Annotated in this window: 22 protein-coding genes and 5 pseudogenes; 13 read left to right on the top strand and 14 right to left on the bottom strand. The window is 50.0% G+C overall.

Annotation, left to right across the window (positions count from 1 at the left end; translation table 11 throughout):
* Positions 1 to 2: 2 nt before the first annotated feature.
* Genes astD through astC form a run of 3 tightly spaced genes read right to left on the bottom strand, consistent with a single transcriptional unit; the run spans position 3 to position 3,723 of the window.
* Positions 3 to 1,475 carry a succinylglutamate-semialdehyde dehydrogenase gene (astD, locus tag M977_RS19420; protein ID WP_064518196.1) on the bottom strand — a complete coding sequence of 491 codons (1,473 nt, stop codon included), beginning with the start codon at positions 1,473 to 1,475 and terminating at the stop codon, positions 3 to 5.
* Positions 1,472 to 2,506 (bottom strand): arginine N-succinyltransferase, encoded by a 1,035-nt coding sequence (gene astA / locus M977_RS19415; RefSeq protein WP_064518194.1) that lies wholly within the window; start codon positions 2,504 to 2,506, stop codon positions 1,472 to 1,474. Before astA ends, astD begins: the two co-directional genes overlap by 4 nt.
* Entirely contained in the window at positions 2,503 to 3,723 is a 1,221-nt protein-coding gene (astC, locus tag M977_RS19410; RefSeq protein ID WP_064518191.1) for a succinylornithine/acetylornithine transaminase, read from the bottom strand. The genes astA and astC overlap by 4 nt, the downstream gene beginning before the upstream one ends.
* 435 nt (positions 3,724 to 4,158) lie before the next feature.
* Between astC and xthA the strand changes: the two genes are divergently transcribed.
* From xthA to M977_RS19380, 6 genes are all read left to right on the top strand, one after another.
* The gene (gene xthA / locus M977_RS19405) at positions 4,159 to 4,965 is read left to right on the top strand and encodes an exodeoxyribonuclease III (protein ID WP_064518189.1); all 807 of its coding nucleotides are present in this window, start codon (positions 4,159 to 4,161) and stop codon (positions 4,963 to 4,965) included.
* Between the two features lie 43 nt (positions 4,966 to 5,008).
* Positions 5,009 to 5,668 carry a TVP38/TMEM64 family protein gene (locus M977_RS19400; protein WP_064518187.1) on the top strand — a complete coding sequence of 220 codons (660 nt, stop codon included), beginning with the start codon at positions 5,009 to 5,011 and terminating at the stop codon, positions 5,666 to 5,668.
* Between the two features lie 10 nt (positions 5,669 to 5,678).
* On the top strand, positions 5,679 to 6,854 hold the full coding sequence (locus M977_RS19395; protein ID WP_064518185.1) for an ABC transporter substrate-binding protein: 1,176 nt from the start codon (positions 5,679 to 5,681) through the stop codon (positions 6,852 to 6,854).
* Positions 6,851 to 8,431 carry an ABC transporter permease gene (locus M977_RS19390; protein ID WP_064518183.1) on the top strand — a complete coding sequence of 527 codons (1,581 nt, stop codon included), beginning with the start codon at positions 6,851 to 6,853 and terminating at the stop codon, positions 8,429 to 8,431. Before M977_RS19395 ends, M977_RS19390 begins: the two co-directional genes overlap by 4 nt.
* The gene (locus M977_RS19385) at positions 8,431 to 9,069 is read left to right on the top strand and encodes an ATP-binding cassette domain-containing protein (RefSeq protein WP_064518181.1); all 639 of its coding nucleotides are present in this window, start codon (positions 8,431 to 8,433) and stop codon (positions 9,067 to 9,069) included. The genes M977_RS19390 and M977_RS19385 overlap by 1 nt, the downstream gene beginning before the upstream one ends.
* A 94-nt stretch (positions 9,070 to 9,163) precedes the next feature.
* The gene (locus tag M977_RS19380) at positions 9,164 to 10,459 is read left to right on the top strand and encodes a rhodanese-like domain-containing protein (protein WP_064518179.1); all 1,296 of its coding nucleotides are present in this window, start codon (positions 9,164 to 9,166) and stop codon (positions 10,457 to 10,459) included.
* A 310-nt stretch (positions 10,460 to 10,769) separates the two neighbouring features.
* Here M977_RS19380 and M977_RS19375 read toward each other — a convergent pair whose 3' ends face one another.
* The gene (locus tag M977_RS19375) at positions 10,770 to 11,411 is read right to left on the bottom strand and encodes a CDP-alcohol phosphatidyltransferase family protein (protein WP_064518177.1); all 642 of its coding nucleotides are present in this window, start codon (positions 11,409 to 11,411) and stop codon (positions 10,770 to 10,772) included.
* Complete coding sequence (locus M977_RS19370; RefSeq protein WP_064518175.1) at positions 11,404 to 11,982, bottom strand: carboxymuconolactone decarboxylase family protein; 579 nt, start codon at positions 11,980 to 11,982, stop codon at positions 11,404 to 11,406. The genes M977_RS19375 and M977_RS19370 overlap by 8 nt, the downstream gene beginning before the upstream one ends.
* A 70-nt stretch (positions 11,983 to 12,052) precedes the next feature.
* On the opposite strand from M977_RS19370, the gene M977_RS19365 reads away from it, so the two are divergent.
* Positions 12,053 to 12,469, top strand: a complete 417-nt coding sequence (locus M977_RS19365; protein ID WP_064518277.1) for a pyrimidine (deoxy)nucleoside triphosphate diphosphatase — start codon at positions 12,053 to 12,055, stop codon at positions 12,467 to 12,469.
* On the opposite strand, the gene M977_RS19360 is transcribed toward M977_RS19365, so the two are convergent.
* The 4 genes from M977_RS19360 to M977_RS19345 form a co-directional block, all read right to left on the bottom strand.
* The gene (locus tag M977_RS19360; protein WP_243839587.1) at positions 12,429 to 12,671 is read right to left on the bottom strand and encodes a YnjH family protein; all 243 of its coding nucleotides are present in this window, start codon (positions 12,669 to 12,671) and stop codon (positions 12,429 to 12,431) included. The genes M977_RS19365 and M977_RS19360 overlap by 41 nt on opposite strands.
* Entirely contained in the window at positions 12,637 to 14,625 is a 1,989-nt protein-coding gene (locus M977_RS19355; protein WP_064518171.1) for a DNA topoisomerase III, read from the bottom strand. The genes M977_RS19360 and M977_RS19355 overlap by 35 nt, the downstream gene beginning before the upstream one ends.
* 4 nt (positions 14,626 to 14,629) lie before the next feature.
* Positions 14,630 to 15,673 carry a selenide, water dikinase SelD gene (gene selD, locus M977_RS19350; RefSeq protein WP_064518169.1) on the bottom strand — a complete coding sequence of 348 codons (1,044 nt, stop codon included), beginning with the start codon at positions 15,671 to 15,673 and terminating at the stop codon, positions 14,630 to 14,632.
* A gap of 193 nt (positions 15,674 to 15,866) precedes the next feature.
* Positions 15,867 to 16,418, bottom strand: coding sequence for an NAD(P)H nitroreductase (locus M977_RS19345; protein ID WP_064518167.1), 552 nt, complete (start codon positions 16,416 to 16,418; stop codon positions 15,867 to 15,869).
* Between the two features lie 665 nt (positions 16,419 to 17,083).
* Between M977_RS19345 and M977_RS24580 the strand changes: the two are divergent.
* Positions 17,084 to 17,407 (top strand): annotated as a pseudogene (locus tag M977_RS24580) (IS110 family transposase); the annotation flags it as partial.
* Positions 17,408 to 17,421: 14 nt separating this feature from the next.
* Here the strand turns inward: M977_RS24580 and M977_RS24575 are convergent.
* A pseudogene (locus tag M977_RS24575) lies at positions 17,422 to 17,793 on the bottom strand (helix-turn-helix domain-containing protein); the annotation flags it as partial.
* Positions 17,794 to 17,892: 99 nt separating this feature from the next.
* Between M977_RS24575 and M977_RS19335 the strand changes: the two are divergent.
* A pseudogene (locus tag M977_RS19335) lies at positions 17,893 to 18,651 on the top strand (LysR substrate-binding domain-containing protein); the annotation flags it as partial.
* A gap of 263 nt (positions 18,652 to 18,914) precedes the next feature.
* Here M977_RS19335 and M977_RS19330 read toward each other — a convergent pair.
* Together M977_RS19330 and M977_RS19325 are read right to left on the bottom strand one after the other, a co-directional pair.
* A complete protein-coding gene (locus M977_RS19330) occupies positions 18,915 to 19,124 on the bottom strand; it encodes a CsbD family protein (protein WP_064518165.1) in 210 nt (69 codons plus the stop codon).
* A gap of 105 nt (positions 19,125 to 19,229) precedes the next feature.
* On the bottom strand, positions 19,230 to 19,520 hold the full coding sequence (locus tag M977_RS19325) for a hypothetical protein (protein ID WP_064518163.1): 291 nt from the start codon (positions 19,518 to 19,520) through the stop codon (positions 19,230 to 19,232).
* Positions 19,521 to 20,489: 969 nt separating this feature from the next.
* On the opposite strand from M977_RS19325, the gene M977_RS19315 reads away from it, so the two are divergent.
* The gene (locus M977_RS19315) at positions 20,490 to 21,233 is read left to right on the top strand and encodes a MerR family transcriptional regulator (RefSeq protein ID WP_064518159.1); all 744 of its coding nucleotides are present in this window, start codon (positions 20,490 to 20,492) and stop codon (positions 21,231 to 21,233) included.
* Positions 21,234 to 21,424: 191 nt separating this feature from the next.
* On the opposite strand, the gene M977_RS19310 is transcribed toward M977_RS19315, so the two are convergent.
* Positions 21,425 to 21,649 carry a hypothetical protein gene (locus M977_RS19310; RefSeq protein WP_064518156.1) on the bottom strand — a complete coding sequence of 75 codons (225 nt, stop codon included), beginning with the start codon at positions 21,647 to 21,649 and terminating at the stop codon, positions 21,425 to 21,427.
* A 462-nt stretch (positions 21,650 to 22,111) separates the two neighbouring features.
* Here M977_RS19310 and M977_RS19305 point away from each other — a divergent pair, with 462 nt between their 5' ends.
* Together M977_RS19305 and M977_RS19300 are read left to right on the top strand one after the other, a co-directional pair.
* On the top strand, positions 22,112 to 22,360 hold the full coding sequence (locus M977_RS19305; RefSeq protein ID WP_064518154.1) for a biofilm development regulator YmgB/AriR family protein: 249 nt from the start codon (positions 22,112 to 22,114) through the stop codon (positions 22,358 to 22,360).
* A gap of 486 nt (positions 22,361 to 22,846) precedes the next feature.
* Complete coding sequence (locus M977_RS19300; protein ID WP_064518152.1) at positions 22,847 to 23,347, top strand: manganese catalase family protein; 501 nt, start codon at positions 22,847 to 22,849, stop codon at positions 23,345 to 23,347.
* A gap of 114 nt (positions 23,348 to 23,461) precedes the next feature.
* Here the strand turns inward: M977_RS19300 and M977_RS19295 are convergent.
* Positions 23,462 to 23,803, bottom strand: a pseudogene (locus M977_RS19295) (hypothetical protein); the annotation flags it as partial.
* Between the two features lie 109 nt (positions 23,804 to 23,912).
* On the opposite strand from M977_RS19295, the pseudogene M977_RS25300 reads away from it, so the two are divergent.
* Positions 23,913 to 24,050, top strand: a pseudogene (locus tag M977_RS25300) (aldo/keto reductase); the annotation flags it as partial.

Here is a 24,050-nt window from a genome sequence, read left to right as displayed (position 1 = left end):
GATTATTCCTTACCGCTAAAATCAAGTCCCGGACTCAGGGTGGCGGGCAGCGGGAATGACGGGCTTTCCAGTGTCGCCATCGGCCATGCGCAGTAATCAGCCGCGTACCAGGCGCTGGCGCGGTGGTTACCAGATGCGCCCACGCCGCCGAACGGTGCCGCACTCGACGCGCCCGTTAATGGTTTATTCCAGTTAACAATCCCGGCGCGAGCTTCGAGTAACAACTGGTCAAACTGCTCGCGATGCGGAGAAATGAGGCCGCTTGCCAGCCCATAACGTGTGTCATTCGCCATCGCGATAGCATCATCGAAGTCGGCATAACGATAAACGGTCAGTAACGGCCCAAACACTTCTTCATCGGGCACATTTGCGACACCAGTTAACTCGACAATTCCCGGCGTCAGAAGCGAGGTGCCCGCTTTCACCAGTTTTGGCTCCAGCAGCGCTTTGCCGCCACGCGCGATATGTTCCTGCCAGCCAGTTAGCACGCGCTCTGCCGCCTGAACGGAGATAAGCCCGCCGATAAATGGCTGCGGTGTGGCATCCCACGCGTCGGGGCGAATACGCGCCGCCACTTCTACCAGGCGTTTTAAGAATGCATCACCCTGCGCACCCTGTTTTACAAGCAAGCGACGGGCGCAAGTACAGCGTTGCCCGGCGGTGACAAATGCCGACTGAATCACCAGATGAACGGCACCGTCGATATCTTGTGGGTCTTCAACGATCAGCGGGTTGTTGCCCCCCATTTCGAGGGCGAGAATTTTTTCCGGCTGCCCGGCAAACTGGCGATGAAGTTGGTAGCCGGTATTCGCGCTGCCGGTAAATAGCAGGCCATCCAGCGTCGATTGCTGCGCCAGTGCCTGGCCGGTTTCGCGCCCGCCCTGCACCAGGTTCAACACGCCATCCGGCACGCCCGCCTGCTGCCACAACTCCATCACTTGCTCGCCAATCAGCGGCGTCAGTTCGCTAGGTTTAAATACGATGGTATTGCCAGCCAGCAAGCCCGGCACAATGTGCCCATTCGGCAAGTGTCCAGGGAAGTTGTACGGACCAAAGACTGCCAGAACACCGTGCGGGCGGTGGCGCAATGTTGCTGCACCATCTGGCATCGGAGTGTGCGTTTCGCCGGTGCGCGTGTGGTAAGCCTTAATCGAGATGGAGATTTTGTTCACCATCGCGGTGATTTCAGTCGCCGCTTCCCAGCGCGGCTTGCCCGTTTCCTGGGAAATGGTCACTGTCAGGGCTTCTTTGTTGGCTTCAAGCAGCGCCGCGAACTTTTCGACGATAGCCTGGCGCTCGGCAAACGGGCGTTTTGCCCACGCCGGGAATGCAGCGCGCGCAGCGTTACATGCCTGCTCTACCTGAGTTGTATTAGCTGCAACCCCTTCCCACAGCAAATCACCGTTTACCGGGTTATGTTTTTGTAATGATTCGCCCTGCCCGGAAAGCCACTGTCCATTAATCCACTGAGTCATACTTTTTTCTCCTCGGGGCACAAACGCACCAGACGTACTTTATCGCCAGCGCTGCATTTCAGGGCATCTGCGGTAACGGCATCAATCACAAGCCGGTCACCTTTTGGATTTGCCTTAATCAGCATGGCGCGGAAATCGTTATATTTTTCATTGGCTACCAGACACATCGGTAGATCTTCGGTCGCCGGTTGCCCGATGGCTACTTCAACCAGGCGGCTTTTGCGAATCGCTCTTACGCGGTCGATATCGCACTCAAGTGTTGGGCCACCGTCAAAAATATCCACGTAATTGCGATAACGGAAACCTTCGGCTTCCAGCACCGCCCGTGCAGGCGCAGTTTGCGGGTGGACTTTGCCAATCACTTCCCGCGCTTCAAGTGAGAGGAAATCGGTGTAAATCGGGTGCTTTGGCATTAATTCGGCGATAAACGCTTTTTGCCCGGTGCCGCACAAGTAATCGGCACGGCTAAATTCCATAGAAAAGAAACGGTTACCGAGGCTTTCCCAAAACGGTGAATGACCATGCTCGTCAATCACACCACGCATCTCGGCCACCACTTTTTCGTTAAAACGGTCACGGAAGGCTGCCATAAACAGAAAACGTGATTTGGAAAGCAGGTAACCGTTGCCCTCTTTGCGCCAGTCAGCGTCGAGGAATAGCGTGCAAAGCTCGCTGCTGCCGGTGTGATCGTGGCTGAGAAACAACGTCGGCAACGCGTTGTAAATATTCAGTTCTTTAGAGGCATGAACATGGGTTCCCACGTGGTAGTTGTACCAGGGGTCGTTTAGCCCAACCGCCACTTCGATGGCACAAATCCCCACCACACGTTCGATTACAGTATCTTCCAGCACGAAAACATAGCCCTGGTCGCCTTCTGGCAGGCCACCCTGCCAGGTATTAATTGAGCGTTCGATACGTTCAGACAGCGTTTTTTCATCCGCTGGCAGTGAAGTCAAGCCGCCGCCTGTTTTACCCGCCATCTCCATCAGCCCGGATAAATCACCGCGCTCAACCGGACGGATAATCATCATGATTGCTCTCCCGCAATAAAGCGTTCACAGGCGCGCTCAAAACGATCCAGCCCTTTTTGCACTTCAGCTTCGCTGACAATCAACGCTGGAGCAAAACGTACGACATTCGCCCCGGCGATTAGCATCATCAAGCCTTCCTGTGCCGCGGCCTGTAAGATAAGTTTAGCTTTTCCGCTGTATTCCGGTTGCAGAACGCAGCCAATTAACAGCCCCAGGCCACGTACTTCACTAAACAGCTGATGTTTCTGGTTTATCTTGTTTAAACGCTCAACAAACCAGGCGTGGCGCTGTTTAACACCGTTAAGCACTTCAGGCGTATTGATGATTTCCATCACCCGGCCTGCAACGGCACCTGCCAACGGGTTACCGCCATAAGTTGTGCCGTGAGTGCCTACTACCATCACTTTAGAGAATTTATCGGTGGTCAGCATCGCGCCAATCGGGAAACCGCCGCCCAAAGCTTTAGCGGTAGAAAGTACGTCCGGCGTGATGCCGTAATGCATATAGGCGTACAACTCACCGGTGCGGCCAACACCTGTTTGCACTTCATCAAAAATCAGCACTGCGTTGTGGCGGTCACACAGTTCACGCAAACCTTGCAGGAACGTTGGATCAGCAGGCACCACTCCGCCTTCGCCCTGCATTGGCTCCACAATCACTGCGCAAGTATTTTCATTAATCAATTCGCTGGCAGATTGCAGATCGTTATAAATGGCGTGGCTGATTTGCGGCGGTAATGGCGCAAAATCTTGTGAGTAAGCAGGTTGTCCACCCGCCGAAACCGTAAACAGCGTGCGGCCGTGGAAAGCATTTTTGAAAGCAACGATGCCGCTTTTCTGCGGGCCAAAATTATCGTGCGCATATTTACGTGCCAGTTTTAACGCCGCTTCGTTGGCTTCCGCCCCTGAGTTGCAGAAGAAGACTTTATCGGCAAACGTGGCATCAATCAGCTGTTTTGCCAGGCGCAGAATCGGCTCGTTGGTGTAGCCATTGCCGGTATGCCAGAATTTTGCCGCTTGTTCTTCCAGCGCTTTGCGCAGTTCCGGGTTGGCGTGACCCAGGGCGTTAACCGCAATTCCACCCGCAAAGTCGATATAATCTTTGCCTTGCTGATCCCACAATGTCGAGCCTTCACCTCGTACCGGAATAAAAGAGGCGGGAGCATAAACGGGCATCATCCATTCGTCGAAATTCTGGCGGGTAATTGACTGCGACATAGCGACCTCTTCCGGTAAATAAAAAGTTATTTAGATGTTAAATAATTGAGTGTTTGCGCTGTAAATGTAGATTGCACGCTTCGTGCCAGCCAGCGATATAAATGAATAACAGAGAGGTTGGATTGTTAAATCAATAGCTTACGCACCACCACTATTCACATAAAGTGAATATATAGTGCATAGTTTTACGGTGCCGCTTGGATCGCCAGATAAAAACAAGAAAGATTATGCAGTGGTAAAATATAATACTGGATTTGTGATCGATGATGGGGTTTGCACGTTGTTTACGCCCCAAAACGGGGCGACATGGCGTATTTTGGTGCAGATTTTGCTCAGTTCGAATTCGCCCCCATGAAATAATTTGCCATCAGTCTCGCTTCCCCGCTTTTTCTGCTACCATCCTGCAACATTGTTAAGCAACCACGGCAGCGACTTATGAAATTCGTCTCTTTTAATATCAACGGCCTGCGCGCCCGCCCACATCAACTTCAAGCCATTGTCGAACAACATCAGCCTGATGTTATCGGTTTGCAGGAAACAAAAGTCCACGACGATATGTTCCCGCTCGAAGATGTCGCTAAGCTGGGCTACAACGTCTTTTATCATGGTCAGAAAGGCCATTACGGTGTGGCGTTATTAACTAAAGAGACGCCGATTTCGGTTCGCCGTGGCTTCCCGGGTGATGATGAAGAGGCACAACGCCGTATCATTATGGCGGAGCTTCCAACGCCTTTAGGCAACCTGACGGTGATTAACGGTTACTTCCCACAGGGCGAAAGCCGCGACCACCCTACCAAATTCCCGGCCAAAGCGAAGTTCTACCAAGACCTGCAAAACTTCCTCGATAGCGAACTGAATAAAGACAACCCGGTGCTGATTATGGGCGATGTGAATATCAGCCCGACGGACCTGGATATCGGTATTGGTGAAGACAGCCGCAAACGTTGGTTGCGTACAGGTAAATGCTCCTTCCTGCCAGAAGAACGTGAATGGATGGATCGTCTGAAAAGCTGGGGCCTGGTTGATACGTTCCGCCACGCTAACCCGGAAACCAACGACAAGTTTTCATGGTTTGATTACCGCTCAAAAGGCTTTGATGACAACCGCGGTCTGCGTATTGACCTGCTTCTGGCAAGCCAACCGCTGGCTGAGCGCTGCATCGCTACTGGCATCGATTACGATATTCGTAGCATGGAAAAACCTTCTGACCATGCACCAGTGTGGGCTGAATTTAAACTGTAAGGACGTTGTATGAACATCACCTGGCGCTACGGTTTCTTGCCCGATGCGTAAGTTACTTTTTGCCGCTCTGGTGGTTGTTTTTATCCTGCTAATTATCTTCCTGCCGCCGGGTAGCCTGGCGGCACTGCAACAATACCAGGCACAATTCTCTACCTGGCATCAGCTGCATCCGCTGCAAACGGCACTGGCATTTTTTGTGATTTATGTTGTGGTCACCACCCTTTCGATTCCCGGTGCCACACTCTTAACGCTGCTGGCAGGTTCGCAATTTGGTTTGATTCAGGGAACCGTGCTGGTGGCGCTGGCTGCAACCTGTGGTGCAACACTCGCGATGCTCATCAGCCGCTATTTGTTACGTGACTGGGTACAGCTTCGTTTTGCCGCGCCGATGTCGTCGATTAACCGAGGCATGGAGCGCGAAGGGTTGTACTATCTTTTTGCGCTGCGACTAACACCGGTTTTCCCGTTCTTTCTGATAAATTTGTTGATGGGCCTGACGCCAATCAAAACGCTGCGCTATTTTGCCGTTAGCCTTGTCGGGATGCTGCCGGCGATCGTCGTTTATCTCAACGCAGGGCGCCAACTGAGCCAGTTGCGTACCCTTAGCGATATTCTTTCACCCGGCATGATCGTGATGTTTATTTTGTTGGGTTTGCTGCCGCTGGCGTCACGCCGGTTAGTCCGCATGCTCCGAAAATCCTAAGGACCCCACTTTGCGCCTTTTAACGCTTTTGCTGTCGCTTGTTGCGTTCAGCTTCACAGCCTTTGCACAACCCACCAACTGGGACGCTCTGCGCCAGCAGGCGAACGGCCAGACCGTTTACTTCAACGCCTGGGGTGGCGACCCAGCGGTAAACAGTTATCTCGACTGGGTAGCAAGTGAAATGAAGCAGCAGTACGGCGTGACGGTGAAAGTAGTGCGCCTGGCTGATGCCGCTGATGCGGTAAAACGCATTCAGAGTGAAGCCGCCGCCGGACGCAAAGAAAATGGTTCAGTTGATTTACTGTGGGTCAACGGTGAAAACTTCCGCACATTGAAACAAGCTGGATTGTTGAAAGAAGGCTGGGCATGGGAATTACCCAACTGGCGCTATGTTGACCAGAAAAAACCGGTACGCGAAGATTTCTCCCAGCCGACGGAGGGGGCCGAAGCGCCGTGGGGTAGCGCACAGTTGATGTTGATTGGTAACAAGCAAGCGGATATGAAATTCCCACGCAGCGCGGCTGAATTACTGGCATTCGCCAAAGCACACCCTGGCAAACTGAGTTATCCTCGCCCACCTGATTTCACCGGTACGGCGTTTATCGAGCAGTTACTGATCGTGCTGACCCACGACTCACAGGCGCTACGCCTGCCGCCGGATCCCACAACCTTTAAGCAAGTCACTGCTCCACTGTGGGAGTACCTGGATAAACTGCATCCTCTACTGTGGCGCGAAGGTAAAGCTTTCCCACCAACACCCGCGCGCATGGACCGTATGCTGGCAGACGGTGAGTTACTGTTTTCTATGACGTTCAATCCCGCACACGTCGATAACCTTATCGACCGCAAGCAACTGCCAAAAACAGCACAGGCCTTTGGCTTTGCACAAGGCATGTTGGGCAATGTCCATTTTGTGACTATCCCAGCCAATGCCCGCGCCCAGGCTGGAGCTCAGGTGCTGGCAAATTTCCTGATGTCGCCACAAGCGCAAATTCGCAAAGCTACCCCAGCAATCTGGGGTGATGCCACCATTCTGGATAGCGCAACGCTACCTGCGCCATTAAATGAACAGCTCGATGCGCAAAAACCAACCCATCAGCAGGCGGTGCCATATCTGGCTGAACCTCATGCTGCCTGGGTTGATGCGCTAGAAAAAGAGTGGTTACAGCGCTACGGAGCGAAGTGAGTAACCGCGGGCTGCAACGCGCCTTAGCCTTGCTTGCCGTGGGGTGCGTTTTTGCTCCGCTGCTACCAGGCTTGGTGATGATGGCAAAACCGATGTTGATGCCCGATATCTGGCATCAGCTTTGGGCCGATAACCAGTGGCCCGGTGCACTGCAAGCAACACTATATTCGACCATGATTAGTGTTGTCGGCTCGTTAACTCTCTGCCTTATCCTGCTTTGCGGCTTATGGCCTGGCGCGCACTGGCAACGTTTGACCTCGCGACTGCCATTACTTTTAGCTCTACCACACGTCGCTTTTGCCAGCGGTTTTTTATTCCTGCTTTCCGATAACGGCTGGCTGGCGCGTCTTTGCAGCGTGTCGTTTCATCTTGATGAAAATGGTGTTGGGCTGGGTATCTTGCTGGCGCTGAAAGAGTGCTGGTTCCTGCTATGGATTGCCAGCACGCAGCTCAACCAGCAATCCCTTTCCCAACAGCTTACCGTGGCACAAAGCCTGGGTTATGGCCCATTGCAAAGCCGTATGCGGGTGCTGGTCGCACAGTTATTGCCGCGCCTGAAATGGGCATTGTTGGCGGTAGTGGCCTACAGCCTGTCTGTCGTTGATGTGGCAATCATTCTGGGTCCATCCAATCCACCAACACTCGCCGTTCTGGCCTGGCAGTGGCTTAACGATGCCGATCCACAACGTGTGGCAATGGGCATGTTAACGTCAATGCTGCTGGTGGTGATGCTGGTAATTTTTAGCACCATTGGCTACGCCATATGGGGGTTGAGCCGCCGCTGCCTGGGACAATTTTCCGGGAAGCGCCATCAACTCTGCATTCAGCCTCTGGCATTAGGCTCAGGTTTTATCATGACCCTCACAGGCGTTGCAGCGATAGCAATGCTGGTGCTGTGGTCATTTGCAGACGGCTGGTTTTACCCGGCTCTCTTGCCCGATGCATTCGCCCTTTCCGGCTGGCAAGCGACTGAACTGTCACCTTTAATCACCACGTTAGTGCTGGCGCTGGCAAGTAGTCTGACAGGTTTACTGGTGGTTGTTCTGTGGCTGGAAGGGGGAAGTTCACGCTTTGATCTCTGCCTTGCGCTACCGCTTTTCTTACCCGCTCTACCGTTGGTTGCTGGGCAATATCAGATATTGCTGGTTATGGAGCAGGACGGTAGTTGGCTCGGTGTTATCTGGAGCCATTTGCTGTGGGTTGTCCCCTACATGCTTCTGGTCGCACGCCCCGCATGGCAACAGTTTGATTCGCGCCTGACGATTACCGCGCAAACATTTGGCTGGTCACCGTGGAAGATTTTATGCTGGGTCAAGCTGCCATTGCTTATCCGCCCGCTACTGGCAGCACTGGCTGTCGGGTTTTCGGTGAGCGTGGCGCAATATTTACCGACGCTATACGCAGGTGCCGGGCGCTTTACCTCTGTCACAACAGAAACTGTGGCACTAAGTAGCGGCGGCGACCCGCAACAGCAGGCCATTCAGGCGTTGCTACAAATGCTACTTCCGGCAATCATGTTTATTGCCATGCGACAGCTCAGCAGTCTGTTCACCCATTATCGACAAGGATTACGCTAATGCTGCGTGTTCAGGATTGTTCTATTTCTAATGCCACCCGCTCGTTGATTCAGAATATGAGCTTCACCGTCTCCCCCGGTGAGGTGTTGACGCTGATGGGCCCCTCTGGGGCAGGAAAATCGACATTTCTAAGTTGGATGATTGGCGCGCTGCCAGCGGAATTTAGCGTTAAAGGGGAGCTGTGGCTTAACCAGCAACGCCGCGATACTCACCCAACCGCGCGGCGAAATATTGGCATTCTGTTTCAGGATGCGCTGTTGTTTGCGCATTTGAATGTTGGACAAAACCTGGCGATGGCCCTTCCCGCGACAATTAAAGGGCGCGAACAGCGGCGGTTTTATGTCGAACAAGCGCTGGCAAATGCGCAGCTAACCCATTTTTCTCGACGCGACCCTGCAACACTTTCCGGCGGTGAGCGCGCGCGCGTTAGCGTGTTGCGGGCTTTACTGGCGAAACCCGAAGCGTTATTGCTCGATGAGCCATTTTCACGATTGGATCAAACCTTACGTGAGCAGTTCCGTCAGTTCGTCTGGCAGCAGGTTGAGCAACAAGCCATTCCGGTGGTACTGGTAACACACGATCCGCAAGATATACCCACAGGCGGGCATATTGTTACGGTCAATGGTTCCGACTATTAATTTGTCATACATAATTATGCGTTATCGCAAAGAATAGCCGCCGTTATTCGGCAAGAATAGCGGCTCTTTTTTTCTCTTCTTTTCAGGTTATAAGATGAAACGTGTTTCTCAACTAACCGCCGCCTTGATGTTATCCGGGTTGGCGCACATGGCTTTCGCCGCAGGTCAGCCTTCTCAGATGACTTTCTCCAATATTCAGGCGCAAAAAGGCGTGGTTATTGATACACGTCCAAGTGCTTTTTATAACGGCTGGCCACAAACCGTTCACGGTGTGGGTGGGCATGAACCTGCTGCACTGAATTTATCTGCCAGCTGGTTGGCCATGATGAATGATGAGCAGCTGCAAGAGTGGGCAAAACAGCACGCTATTGCACCAGACAGCCTGATTGCGCTGTATGGTCAAGGCGCTGAAACAAAAGCAGTTAAAGAGCGCCTGACTAATCTGGGCTACACACATATCGCCCTGCTCTCCGATGCTTTGCAGCAGCCTGCGCGCTTGCAGAAAATGGCTCACTTCGAGCAGCTTGTTTACCCGCAGTGGTTACATAACCTGATGCAGAATAAACCTGTTGCGGCACAGCCTGCAGGCGAAGTGAAAATTATCGAAGCCGCCTGGGGGGCGCCTAAGCAGTATTTGCTGAGCCATATTCCAGGTGCTGATTACATCGATACCAACGATATCGAAAGTGAGCCGTTGTGGAATAAAGTATCCGACGACAAGCTCAAGGCGTTGTTAGCCAAACACGGAATTCGCCATGACACCACCGTGGTGATGTACGGGCGTGATGTCTACGCTGCGGCACGCGTCGCACAAATTCTGCTGTATGCAGGTGTTAAAGATGTACGTTTACTTGATGGCGGCTGGCAGAGCTGGTCCGATGCCAAATTGCCTGTGGAACGCGGTTTACCGGGTGATGTTAAACCTGCGGCAGACTTTGGTGCGCCATTCCCAGGCCAGCCACAGCTGATGCTTGATACAGAGCAGGCTCGTGGGCTGTTGGGCCGTAAAGATGCGTCACTGGTCAGTATTCGTTCATGGCCTGAGTTTATCGGCGCCACCAGCGGCTATAGCTACATCAAGCCAAAAGGTGAGATTGCAGGCGCTCGTTGGGGTCATGCCGGTTCTGACTCCACGCATATGGAAGATTTCCACAATCCTGATGGCACAATGCGTTCTGCTGACGACATCGCGGCGATGTGGAAAAGCTGGAATATTACCCCGGATCAGCATGTCGCGTTTTATTGTGGTACCGGCTGGCGTGCGTCTGAAACCTTCATGTATGCCCGTGCGATGGGTTGGCAGAATGTGGGTGTGTACGACGGCGGCTGGTATGAGTGGAGTAGTAATCCGAAGAACCCGGTTGTGAGTGGGGAGCGGAAGCCGCTGTAATATATAGCGGGAACAAGGTCAAAACCGGTTCGGATTTTGACCTTAGCTTTTGACGTTGACCTTTGAGTCCGGCATAAATCGCCTCCGTTTTGACTGTAAGGCCGGGTCGAGCCGTCGGGAACGGCAAGAGGTTGTGATCGCCAGGAGCGAGTCACAACCGACCATGGGACTGAAAGGAAAAATGGAGGTTTACTGCGAAGCAGCGATTTAATCGCCGGGAGCCGGGATTATCAAGGGTGCTGCACTTCAGTACAGCGGTAGCACCCTTGATACGTTCACCGTTTCGGTAAGCACAGGGGACACTGAACGTTTAGTGAACTGAATCTTCTCCGGATCGGCAGGAAACTTTCCTCAACGTCTCATACCCACTCCACACCCGCGTGAACGTCGTCATCCAGCACAGCGCCCCAAACACCCATGCGAACCAGACAAACCACTGTGGAAACAGGCAGCTCAACACAAATAACGCAATTGTCTCTGTGCCCTCGGTCAATCCACCGAGATAGTAAAACGATTTGTGCGCATAGCCTGGGTTATCAAGCTGATGCTTTTGCGCCACCGCCGCAAAAGCCAGGAAACTACTGCCGGTGCCGATAAACGCAAACAACAACCATCCGCCCGCCAGCGCGTTTTGCATGGGGTCGGCAAGGATAAAACCAAACGGCACCAGCGCGTAAAACAGAAAATCCAGCGAGATATCGAGAAAACCACCCGCGTCTGTCAGCCCGCGCCGCCGTGCCAGTGCACCATCTAAACCATCAAACAGGCGGTTCAGGACAATAGCCACCAGCGCTGCGCCATACCATTGCAATGCGAGAAACGGTAATGCAAGCACACCCACGGCGAAACCCACCAGGGTGATTCCGTCAGGCGAAATGGAGGGTTTATCCAGTGCGACAGCCACTCGCTCGAGGAGCGGTTTAATGCGCGGGTGAAGGTAGCTATCAAACATTCGGTTTTTTCCCCGGTTCGCTCACACATAACCCTTGTGCCGGAATGTCCAGCGCGGCGTTAAAGCGTGCGGAAAGGTTCTGAAAGGCAATCAGCGCGGTCAATTCGGTTATCGCTTTGTCGTCAAAATGGGTTTTCAGCTCATCTTTCAGCGCATCACTGATTTGCGGTGGCGTCGCCGTCATCGCCTCCGCATAAGCCAGGGCCGCTTGTTCTTTAGCTGAGAACAGTGTCTCTTCACGCCAGTTCGCCACCGCCAGCACTTTATCCATCGAACCGCTGCGTTCAGCAAGTCGCAGACTATTGGCGTCGATACAAAAATCGCAGCAACATTGTTGGGAAACACGCGTCATCACCAGCGAGCGCACCACCGGGTCAATTTTCGCACGTCGTCTTTCAAGGAAACCCACGAACAACGCCACCAGCCAGAACAGATATGGCAACCGCCCCCACCAACGCGTGGGGTTAAGCACCGCGCCAAAGTGTTTTTCTTGCATGGAAGTGATGGGCCGTAAACTTGCGGGAAGTGACGTTAACGGCGCAATCCAGGGCGAACTCTTTTTTGTCATCATTCTGGAAGATCTTTAGATAAGCGTGGGTGGCGCGTATTATGCCACGCCCACGCATAAAGAATGGATTGGTATGATGAAAACCATTGATGTTGTTGCCGCAATTATCGAGCAGAACGGCAAAATTTTGCTCGCGCGTCGCCCGGAAAGTGGCGATCAGGCAGGTTTATGGGAGTTTCCTGGTGGCAAAGTCGATGGGACAGAATCGCAGCCGGAAGCACTGGTGAGGGAGCTGGCTGAAGAGTTAGCGATTTATGCAACAGTAGGCGATTACGTGGCGAGCCATCAGCGTGAAGTGTCGGGCCGAATTATTCATCTTCATGCCTGGCATGTGGCGCAATTTCACGGTGAAATGAAAGCGCTTTGCCACAGTGAACTGGCGTGGTGTTTACCTGCCGAGGCGTTTGATTACGACCTTGCCCCGGCAGATATTCCATTACTTGAGGCGTTTATGTCTTTACGCGACGCCATACTAAAGGGTTCGTGCTAAGCGTTTTTTCATCGCGTTGGCATTGCAGCAAAACGCCACCATCCGCTTTCACCACCGCCCCTTCAGAATAGTTTTGATCCTGGTAGATACAGCATTGGTTACAGGGTGCTGCGCGTTGCCCCTGGGAGCTGAACACTTCCGGCGGCACTGAAATATCTACCTGCGGATCAAGACGCTGCGCCATCCCCGGTAGGCTCACCATCAGCACCGCGGCGGCGGCGAGCAGGCTTTTTAGTCGCATCATTACTTCCCTCTTTTTTTGCCCATTGCTTGCGCGGTTTTTTCTGCTCGTCAGGCGCTTTAACGCCTTTGAAAGCATGATGTACAGGTTTGGCGCGTGCCTGGTGAATCAACTCATAAAGCGTTAGCACCAACGGCTGCATAAAATCCTGGTAACGGCACTGCTTTTCACTGATTTGCGTCAGCGTCGATTCCCATTGCGCCGTCATATCCGGCCTTGCGGCCAGTTCCGGGAGCGAGTGAATTAACGCACGTCCGGCATCCGATGAATGTATATAGCGCCCTTTCTTCACCAGGAAGGTTCGCTTAAACAAAAGCTCGATGATCCCGGCGCGGGTCGCTTCAGTGCCCAGTCCGTCTGTGGCGCGAAGGATCTTTTTCAGATCTTTATCCTGCACAAAACGCGCAATCCCGGTCATCGCTGACAGCAGTGTCGCATCAGTGAAGTGGCGCGGTGGTTGGGTCTGGCGTTCATTCACCTCGCCTTTTTCACACAGCAACTCATCACCTTTTGCGACCACCGGCAATGGCGTACCGTCGTTCTCTTCATCACGCTCTTTGCTGCCAAGCAATGTGCGCCAGCCGGCTTCAGCCAGGAAGCGGGCTTTGGCGTTAAACTTGCCGCCAGCAATGTCGAGATCGATGGTGCATTTGCGGAACACCGCATCGGCACAGAACTGCATTAAGTATTGTCGGGCGACCAGGTTGTAAACTTTAGCTTCATTTTCAGAAAGCGAAATTTTGGAGCTGCGCGCCGTCGGGATAATCGCGTGGTGGGCATCAACTTTTTTATCGTCCCAACAGCGGTTACGCAGATCGGTATTCAGCGCAGGCTGCGGGAATAGATCGGGCTGATGCACACTAATCGCATTCAGTACTGCGTGACGCCCGGCAAAATGTTCATCCGGTAAGTAGCGGCTATCCGAGCGCGGGTAGGTAATCAGTTTGTGCGTTTCGTAGAGTTTCTGGCAGATATCCAGCACGTTCTGCGCACTTAGCCCAAAACGCTTTGCTGCCTCGATTTGTAGACTCGAGAGCGAAAATGGCAACGGGGCGACTTCTGATTCCCGTTTATCATTATACGCAGTGACGATGGCGGGTTGCCCGCCGATACGGTTGACCACGTGTTCAGCCAGCGGGCGGTGCAGCAAACGCCCTTCTTCATCTTGATACGGTTCGCAAGACTCGCTGGGGATCCATGTTGCGACAAAACGTTCATCTTTTGGCGTGACGATATGCGCTTTTACTTCAAAGAAATCTTTCGCAATGAAATTCTCAATTTCTTCATCGCGACGCACCACCAGCCCAAGCACTGGCGTTTGCACACGGCCGACCGAAAGCACGCCCTGATAACCGGCATTACGGCCAAGAATGGTGTAAGCACGAGTCATGTTGATGCCGTAAAGCCAGTCGGCACGTGCACGAGCAAGCGCGGAAACACACAAAGGTATAAATTCGCTGTTCGCTCGTAGGCGGCTAATGGCTCGCTCAACGGCTTGCGGGTTGAGATCGTTAATCAGGCAGCGTTGAACCTGCTGACGCTTTTCTGGTGCCAGTTCGAGGTAGTCGAGAACTTCATCCACCAGCAACTGCCCTTCGCGATCGGGGTCACCTGCATGAACCACTTCGTCAGCCTGGACGAGTAATTTTTTGATGGCGTTAAGCTGTTTGGTGACTGAAGGACGCGGCTGCAAGCGCCACTTCTCCGGCACAATCGGCAAATCGGCAAGGTTCCAGCGGGCGTAACGCGCATCGTATGCATCTGGCTGAGCCTGTTCCAGCAAGTGACCGATACACCAGGTCACGACCTGCCCGTTTCCACACTCAATGAACCCATCACCCCGGCGATGGGGTTTAGGAAGCACATCAGCAATAGCACGAGCAAGGCTGGGTTTTTCGGCAATGAACAGACGCATCCGATTAACGAATCTCAATCATCGGGCGACCTGCACGAGCTTCTTTTAGCTCACCAATAGCCGTCAGTTTGATGCCATTTCTTTCGGCAACGGTGGCAACCGCCGCTTCAGCATCTGCCTCAACAGCTAACAGCAAGCCGCCGGAAGTTTGCGGGTCGCACAATAAATCACGCTGTGCCTGGGTCATCTCGCCCATCAGAGAGCCGTAGCTTGCGAAGTTGCGCGAAGTACCACCAGGCACACAGCCCTGCGCGATGTAATCTTCGACATCCGGCAGTTTAGGGACTTTATCGAACCACACTTCGGCCTGAACGCCCGCACCCTGGCACATTTCGCTGAGGTGACCCAGCAGGCCAAAGCCGGTGACATCGGTCATGGCGGTAACGCCTTCGATGTCGGCAAATTCGGCACCCGGCTTATTCAGCTGGCACATCACTTCTGCGGCGAGGCCATAATGCTCAGGTTTTAGCAGGGATTTTTTCTCAGCAGTGGTCAACACGCCAATGCCGAGTGGCTTGGTGAGGAACAGTTTGCAGCCTGCGGTGGCTGAGCTGTTTTTCTTCACGCGGTCGGTTGGTACGATGCCGGTAACAGCAAGGCCAAAGATAGGCTCTGGCGCATCAATGGAGTGGCCGCCCGCCAGGGAAATACCCGCCTGTTGGCAAACAAAACGCCCGCCTTCAATCACTTTGCGAGCAATTTCTGGTGCGAGGGTGTTAATTGGCCAGCCGAGAATAGCGATAGCCATAATCGGTTTGCCGCCCATCGCGTAAATGTCGCTAATCGCGTTGGTGGCGGCAATGCGCCCAAAGTCGAACGGATCGTCGACAATCGGCATAAAGAAGTCGGTGGTGCTGATGACACAAGTGCCGTTGCCGAGATCGTAAACCGCAGCGTCATCACTGGTTTCGTTGCCAACCAGCAAGTTAGGGTCGACAAATTTAGCCTGCTCGGAATGCAGAATAGTTTGCAGGACTTTCGGAGAAATTTTGCAGCCGCAACCAGCTCCGTGGCTGTACTGCGTCAAACGAACGGTTGGCTCACTCATGGACGACTCCTGGTCACTACCCGTCATACTTCAAGCTGCTGGTGCGTTGACTACAGCCGCGCGCAACTCGAATTATTTAGGGTATAAACAAAAATTGAGTGTACATGGTAGCGCTCAAATCGTTCAGTAGTAAGACTGCATGTCTGAATTGCGCCATTCCTGGTCACAATCCAGACAGCTTTTGTTTGTTTGCTTAGAATTTGCTCACAAACGCAGTGATATCCGGCACGCTAACGGTAGTAGAGGCTTTGAGTTGTGGCGTTCCCAGATACAGGAAACCGACCACTTCATCTTGCTCACGGCAGTTTAGTGCGTCGCGCACGGCTTCGCTTTCAGTCCAGATGCCAGTACGCCAGATCCCATTGAAACCCTGCGCTACAGCAGCCATTTGCATTGCCATTACCGCACAACCCGCAGAGACAACCTGTTCCCAGACCGGAACTTTGTGGTTGTCATCACAATGTGCGACAACTGCGATAATCATCGGAGCACGGAACGGCGCGGTGCGTGCTTTCTCGATGCCCTTCTCGTCTTGCTCTTCAGCAATTGCAGCTTCTTCCATGACCTTACTGAAACGCTCACGACCTTCGCCTTCAATGACAATGAAGCGCCATGGTTGCAAGGTTCCATGATCAGGTGCGCGCATACCTGCACGGATAATATTTTCCAGAACATCACCGGCCGGTGCTGGCTCTGCCAGACGGGAGGCGCTGCGGCGGTTAAGAAGCAGTTCAAGTGCATCCATTTGATAACTCCTGCAATAATTTTAATGTTGCTTTACCCATAAGTTGACATAGGCATGTGTCAAGAATCAATTAATTACCGTGGTATATATACCAATAAATTGACATAAAAATTACCCATAAGCTGACATAAAGTGACAGGCTCAAATGCAGGTCGGATTATTCTGTAGGAAAATTACTACATCGACGTGCACCACCATTTACTTACTCAAGACAGACCCTGTAGATGTAGTCAACGCTGACGGGGTAACGGTCAAATCATGTATATACGAATAACCCAACTGAGTCATACAAACCTGCGGACAAGTTCCTTTTAAAACATCATGTGAAGTGGCCGACAAAATTTGGCCACGACATGAGAGCATTTCTAGAACCACGGAACGTCCGCTGTTGGCACGCAGCGGACAGGGTGGGTGGTCATCAGGTCTGCTATGAGCGAACGATAGTCATTCGGTCCCTGAGAATTACACTTTGAAGTGATTCAGGGTATGCGCTTACTGGTTACGAATATTGAGCGAGGATCACGTGATGATCGCCGCTTTTCTTTCGAGCCAAGTAGGTGCTCCACGTTCGCTAACGAATACTCAGGGCATGCAGATAAACTGCTGGCTATATTTCTTTCGAAGAGCGTGGAATGCATACCAATCCCCGATGAAAGGAGTTGGTGATGACTGTGACTAATCAGTTTGCTGCGCACGTTGGTCTGGACTGGGCTGATAAAAAACACGATGTCTGTGTTCAGTTTAAAAACGGCGAACGCGTATTCGATGTGATTGAACATACGGCAGAAGCGCTTGATGTCTGGATTACCGAGTTACACCAGAAGGTAAAAGCTATTGAACCCGACAATGCGGATATCCGGTTGCTCCAGCAACTGGTTGAGCAACGTCGTCAGTTGGTTGAAGATAAACGACGCTTTGTGAACCGGATAATCAACACGCTTAAACAGTATTATCCTCAGCCACTGGAGTGGTTCTCACATAGGGGTACCGGCATGTAATCAGCCCCGGTTATCTCATTGATCTTTATTGGCAGAAGCTCAGTACTCCAGCGTGAACGCTGATAGCCAAAATCAGCAGGAGAGCGCTTTATCAGTTCACGTAACAATGTGCATATATGCTCAAATGGCCAGCGACGGGCGCACCCGGCGGGTAAGAATTTCAGACCTTCGACACCCGACAGCGTAAATCAGTTAATCCAGCGACCGATGGATGAACGGGCACAGCAGAGTGTTCTGGCGACATCGCTGACTCTGTCTCCCCTGTGTAACTTCAGCATGGCGGTCAGTCTGCGGGCATGGTTCTTGTCACGCGTTTTATGGATAGTTTTCTGCATCAGGCGTCGTTCGAAACGGGATATGGGTACTATGATCGGCATCGTTCAGTCCGGTTGGTGAGGTGGAATATTTGGCGATTGATCAGATCGCACAATCCGGGCTGAGTTCCCTTTAAGTGATCTACTATTCCGCGCAGCTATTTAGGCAGTGCTCTTTTTGTCCGCACTCCAAACGGAGTGATGCTGACCGAAACTGGAAAAGAGTATCTACGCTATGTCACTGAAGCTTTTGATATTTTACTGCTGGGTCAGCAAAACAGTCGCCATGCCGCTGCGGCACCCCGATTAATGCTCTACACGTTGCCTTCACTGGCAACCAAATGGCTACTGCCCGAGCTACACAACTGGCGTGCCTGCACCCCGGATGTTGACCTGGCGTTACACGGCACTCACGCGCAGTTTGATTTCAACACCATGCATGCCGATTTTGTCATCTGTTTTGGTGAAGAACGCTACGCCCAACTGGAAAAGAAGTTTTTATTTCACGATGAGGTGCTACCTGTACCTAGCCCGGAGCTGATTGCGTGTTATCAGGGGCGGAAACTGTTAAGCAAGGCGCCGCTGATTCATCTCGAATGGGTGAATGAGCGGCGTTTTCTACCCAACTGGCGTGACTGGTTTCAGGCTAAAGAGATAGAAGAACCGGAACCGCAACCCTCCTTTATCTTCAATCTCACTTTACTGGCACTGCATGCCGCTGTTGCAGGTGCGGGGGTGATACTTGGCCAGCGGAATTTGATTGCCAATGAACTCGCATCCGGGACGCTTGTCATCGTGGATGAGCTCAGTCTTCCGCACAGTAAGCCCAATTTTCTTGCATGGCCTCAACGAACCCTGAGCCAACCAGGAAGTCGTCAGCCAATTGCCTGGCCAGTAGAGCTTGCCGGAACGGATAGTTAATCACCAAAGCCCTTTCGCCTGGAGTGTCATTGTCTCTCAGCGAAAAACTACCCGTTTGTTATTGCACGCACTAAGGTATATCGGTTCAAATAATGCTGGGGATAATTTAAAGAGAAGAGTTAAAGCATACCGAGGCTTTATGGTCATTCAGATAATATAAGAGTGTTGCAGACAAGAACCCGCTTCAAGAATACTGCAGATTTAATCAGAGGGAGTTAACAGGTAATGCTTACGGCAGCCCGTTCAGGCTGCCGCAGAGAAGATTACCACTTATAGCGATTATCATCTTCCCAGGTTTTAAGCTCTTTCTCGGCCTGGTCTTTATTATAACCATAGCGTTCCTGAATACGGCCAGCCAGTTGTTCACGCTTGCCCTCAACCACATCCAGATCATCGTCGGTCAACTGCCCCCACTTTTCTTTCACTTTGCCCTTAAATTGCTTCCAGTTTCCACTGATACGATCTTCGTTCATGAAGTGACTCCTTATTACCACCGTAGCGGCATGAATGGTATTGGGTGATACTCTTTAATTTTAGACATGAATCGAGAAATTGCTGTATGAAGCCTGAAATATAGATTATTCCTGGACGATAATATCAGTTGCAGCGCTGTGGTTATATTCTGTATGAACTGTAACATCCTGCTGAGAAGGCACATAATCCTTACTGATTACGTACTCTAACGCCTGAGCATATATTTCACGCAGGATGCTGTGTTCATTTTTTTCCATCCATGACAGTAATTCGAATACCACATCCTGTTCTGCAATGTAACCATGCTGATCTAATAAACCAGCCTCAATGACCTTGACTATATCCCGAGTCCCTGAAGGCAGATGATGTAAATTATCTGATAATGTCTGAATCATAATGGACTCCGGTTGAAATTAAAATTTTGTTTATCATCAAAATGCTGTGCCGACTGGCATCTGTTATACAGACGTTTTTATATTAGGCCGCGTAAACAACTTATAATCAGATATAGATTTCCCCAGGGCCGAGCTAGTTACATTTTTTGCGTCATGCTAGAATCTATTTCCCTTCCTCTCAGACAATGCATAAAAGTTCAGATGTCATCATTTGAGTATTTGATTCGTTATTAATCCATTAGCGAACAAAAAGATAACCAACCAGAGTCTGATAGATAGCTTGTTCTTTTTTACACGAAGCCCGGTCTAGTTGACTTATCAGCCTGGTGCACAGTGTTCTCCGGCTCAACCGCTGGCCATCATTAAGAAGATCCCTGACCACCTTACCCATCACCTCCTGCTCGGATGGCTCACTCACTGCAGACATAAAGTCTGCCACGGATGAATTGATGGAAGGATTGTAAGCGCCCTGTTGCATATAAGCTTCTCTTGTGCTGCAAGTAGTTAAGTTTTGGTTAAAGTTAAATGCACATGCTCATTTTGTACAGAAAAAGTTGTACAATTTTTTAAAATCAATATCACACGAAAAATAATTAAATTAAATATCAACTAGTTATTTTGATTGTGAATTTTTAAAAACTGTACACCATTACGTTGTGAGCTTAACTTCCTCCTGCCGCTACTGAATTCCCAATACTTGATTTCATTGGCCTGGTACTGGTCCTGGCGGAGCACTTTCTCCGACTACGGGAAACTCAAAAAACTCCTATACCATTGAAAATATGAGGAATGAACATGATTCCACTGTGGTAGCAAAGCACTCTCAAAGATTGATGTTCTTCTTCCTCACCCCATCTGGTTTTTTGTACATATAGGAATAAGATTAAATTAATGTTGTACAGTCTCGACTAAGTTGTACAATGTTTTTGGAAATATTTAACAAGGACGGCATCAGTTTAAGGGGGACTTATGGCTTCTTACAGTATCGGTGATGTGGCAGACAAGTGCGGAATTAACCCAGTGACTTTGCGCGCCTGGCAACGCAGATATGGATTGCTAAAACCCCTGCGCAGTGAAGGCGGGCACCGTCAGTTTGATGAAGCAGATATTCAGCGTATTGAAGAAATTCAACGCTGGATAAAATCAGGGATATCGGTAAGTAAGGTAAAGGCCATTCTTGATACAAATCAGGGTGCTGTAGATAAAGGTTGGATAACACAACAGGAAGAGTTGATCACTATTTTAAGGTGTGTGCGCCCGGATGATCTACGTTTCAAAATTGTGGAATACAGCCAGCAATTTGATGCTGCAACTCTGATTGATCACGTCTACATCCCCGTTCGTCAACGGCTTGGCTTCGAACAAAATACGGTGCGAAACATTTGTGGACTGCTCGATGGAGCATTGATTGAATATGTTGCAAACCAGCTGATTTTATCCCGTAAACGAAAGGGAAAACCTGCCCTTCTGATAAGTTGGGATGATCCCGACCGTACACGTTTGTGGCTTGAAGCATGGCGCCTTTCCACTCAGGGGTGGCATATAGATTTACTCGCTGAACCCGTGGAATTACCTCGCCCCGAATTCTTCCCTGGTCACCATATATTTGTATGGGCCGGTAAACTGATTACCTCTCGTCAGAAAGAACAGTTGGAATACTGGCATGAACAGGGTTACTCAATTTTCCATCACAACCCAGACTTAACCAGTTGACCACCGTGCGTGAAATATTTCACGCACGTTGGCAGCACTTTACGTCAGGTTTGATGTAACAGGGGAATAGTTTACCAGGTAATTTGGTAGGCTCAGAATAGCCTTGCGCACGTGATAACATAAATCAATGAGAAATAAATTCTTAATGAAATAAGATTTACGCTACCTCGGAGGAAAAGTTAAATAAATTTTCAGCTGTAATAGCCAATTATTTGCTTGTAGAGATCAGCAAGAATAACATTAGGCTCACGCTTCATTTTATTTACGAGCGCCATTTTAAGACTGTCGCGGGTTACCACTTGGTTTTTGATCAACAATTCCTGTTTAACAGAAATCAGCAGCACTGAATTAGCTAAAAATCGCTCTGGAATACAGTGAACCACGTGATCATGCATCATATCGGCCATCTGGAACATCAACTCTCTTTTGTTAAGTGAGTAATAAATGTAGTTGCCATAGTGCAAATTGTACAACAGCTAAAAATAAAATATTTTTTCCTGACTCATTCTACAGAATAATAAAATTAAACAGATAACCAGAAATAATCTTATTCAATAATATTCTGGTTGGCACCTCCTCTCAATTCAACATAATTACAGACCATCTGAAATCACTGCTCAAAAACGTCAGGAATTATTTTAAACAGACAAGAATGAACAGATATGTAGAAACGTAACAATTGAAATACATCACATTCATTAATCTATCAACGTGAGTTTTCGTCAAAATGTTCAGTGGAAATTGTCGGGTAAGAAAAGTACGCTTGAAAAATAAATAAAGTTAACAACTTGTAAATTACTTGTTTTTAAACTACCTTGAAATGGCTGCATCGAAACAATTCAGATATTTATTACTGCAACACTATTTTAGAGAAATGAATGATATTACCCCAGACAGACTTTAAGCCCGCTTCTCCTCAGTTAGAAATACCCGCTCCATATGAAAATGAACATATCGCGTTGAGAACCATTACTCAACAGCTCATGTCATCCAAAGCCCTGGTAACCAATAAAGACATTATAATTAAACTCATTGAACTTCTGGAAACAGAAAAATGTGATGTGCAAAAAGACATTTTTAGAAATGTTCTGGAAAGCTTGCTACGCAGAACCCCGGATGATCTTTAATAATCTTACTCAGGCAGCAAGCTCCCATTAGCATATTTTATATGATTTTTGAGTAATTAAACCTGAAAGAAAAATCAAAAAATAGACCAGCAACGTTATAGCTGGTCTGACATTGATTCAGCCATCAATAAAAAATCTCACCACTCCACCAAGAAAATAATTTTGGTTACTCTTCCCTGGCATCAATAATATGGCAACCCGCGTGTTAACTTTAACAAAATGATTTTCCTTTAACTGCCACAAACCAGTTAAATGGCACTTTCAGACTATTCTTTTTTACTGAATAAAAGTTTCATGTTTTTTACTTTAATTTTAATATCAATAAAATTCAATCACTTACATTGAAGTCAATATTTACCAAAAAGTAGAAAGAATTTCTCGCCGGACGCTAACAGCCTTTAGCTAATTCACCACCCGCAAAGTTGTGCCAGGCTTAAACACCGCAAAGGCAAGATGAATCACATTTTTCAATCTTTATAGGGAAACATGCCAGAGATAAACAAAAGTTCATTTGAGTATTTATTTATTCATGAGCTATCTGATATTTACTGCGCAGATAAGGAAATTATTGACGCCATTGCAGCCGACATAACGATGACGCGTGAAGTGGCACATCAGATGTCTTTTGAAAAAGCGCTGTACGCTATTAGCAACAATTTCCCACCAGGAAAACTCCCTCCAGTGGAGAAATACGCGACGGTTTATTACAACATGTCCGAAGGAAACGATGTCCGCGGCAGCTGGAATTCAGACGAGAACTTCACCTATGTAGCGCAGCCTGAATCGGCTGTTGATGGCGGAGATGGCACGGCTAGTGTCACGTTATCCGCAACCCAGAACGCGAATCTGGAAAAACTGGCAAATCGTACGGCCTCTGACCCTGGGGTAAATCCGGTTACCGGGACTGACCTTGGCAAGGTACCTCCGGTTGAAATTGAATCAGCCGCGCAGAAGAAATCCGGCAAAGCCAAATCAGCTAAAAAATAATATCGGGCGGCCCTATGGCCGCCATCCCTTAAATCTGCACAGACCAAACTTTCTCCTCCACTCATCAAAACATAAATGCCGTGAAAGGGTTTGTATCCTGGCCTGGAAACTGGCTCAGTCTATTTTCTCAGGATGCTGCTCCATTGCCAGCGCACTCGCACTGGCCGGATCAAACAGTGAAAGACTCTCAATTTGACTCAGCATAATCACCCTTCTGAATTCCATTGCACTCCTGGGCTCTGAATCAAGAGTAATGTCATGTTCGGCATACCACTTACTGTAATTATGCTCGATACATAAATTCATTTTCTCACCATCTCGATAGCCGCTCAGCATCGGGATGAGCACGATATTTGCCGTCTTTTCATACTCCAGAGTCGCCGTATGTATCATCCCGACATAGATCCGCCTCGACTTAAGGGTCACCAGCGCCAGCTCACCTTCTTCCATACACTGACAGCTGGCTGAGCAGTTGGAGGTGTTGTGAAGCGCAACAAAGAAGAGATAGCCGTTCGTTTACGTTAACAAAACACCCGTCCAAATGACGGGTGCATGCTTTCAATAGATGGCGGGTCCGGGTGTTTTTGGTCCGGTAAAAGATGAAGCCCGCGCCATTCAGGTATTGCGTGATGCCGTGGCGAGCGGTGTGAATCATATTGATACCAGCGATTTCTACGGTCCGCATGAAACCAATAAGCTGATC

The organism is Buttiauxella gaviniae ATCC 51604, assembly GCF_001654835.1.
Classification (GTDB): Bacteria; Pseudomonadota; Gammaproteobacteria; order Enterobacterales; family Enterobacteriaceae; genus Buttiauxella; species Buttiauxella gaviniae.
Note: the sequence above shows the minus strand (reverse complement) of the source record. Positions and strands in the feature narration are given on the sequence as shown.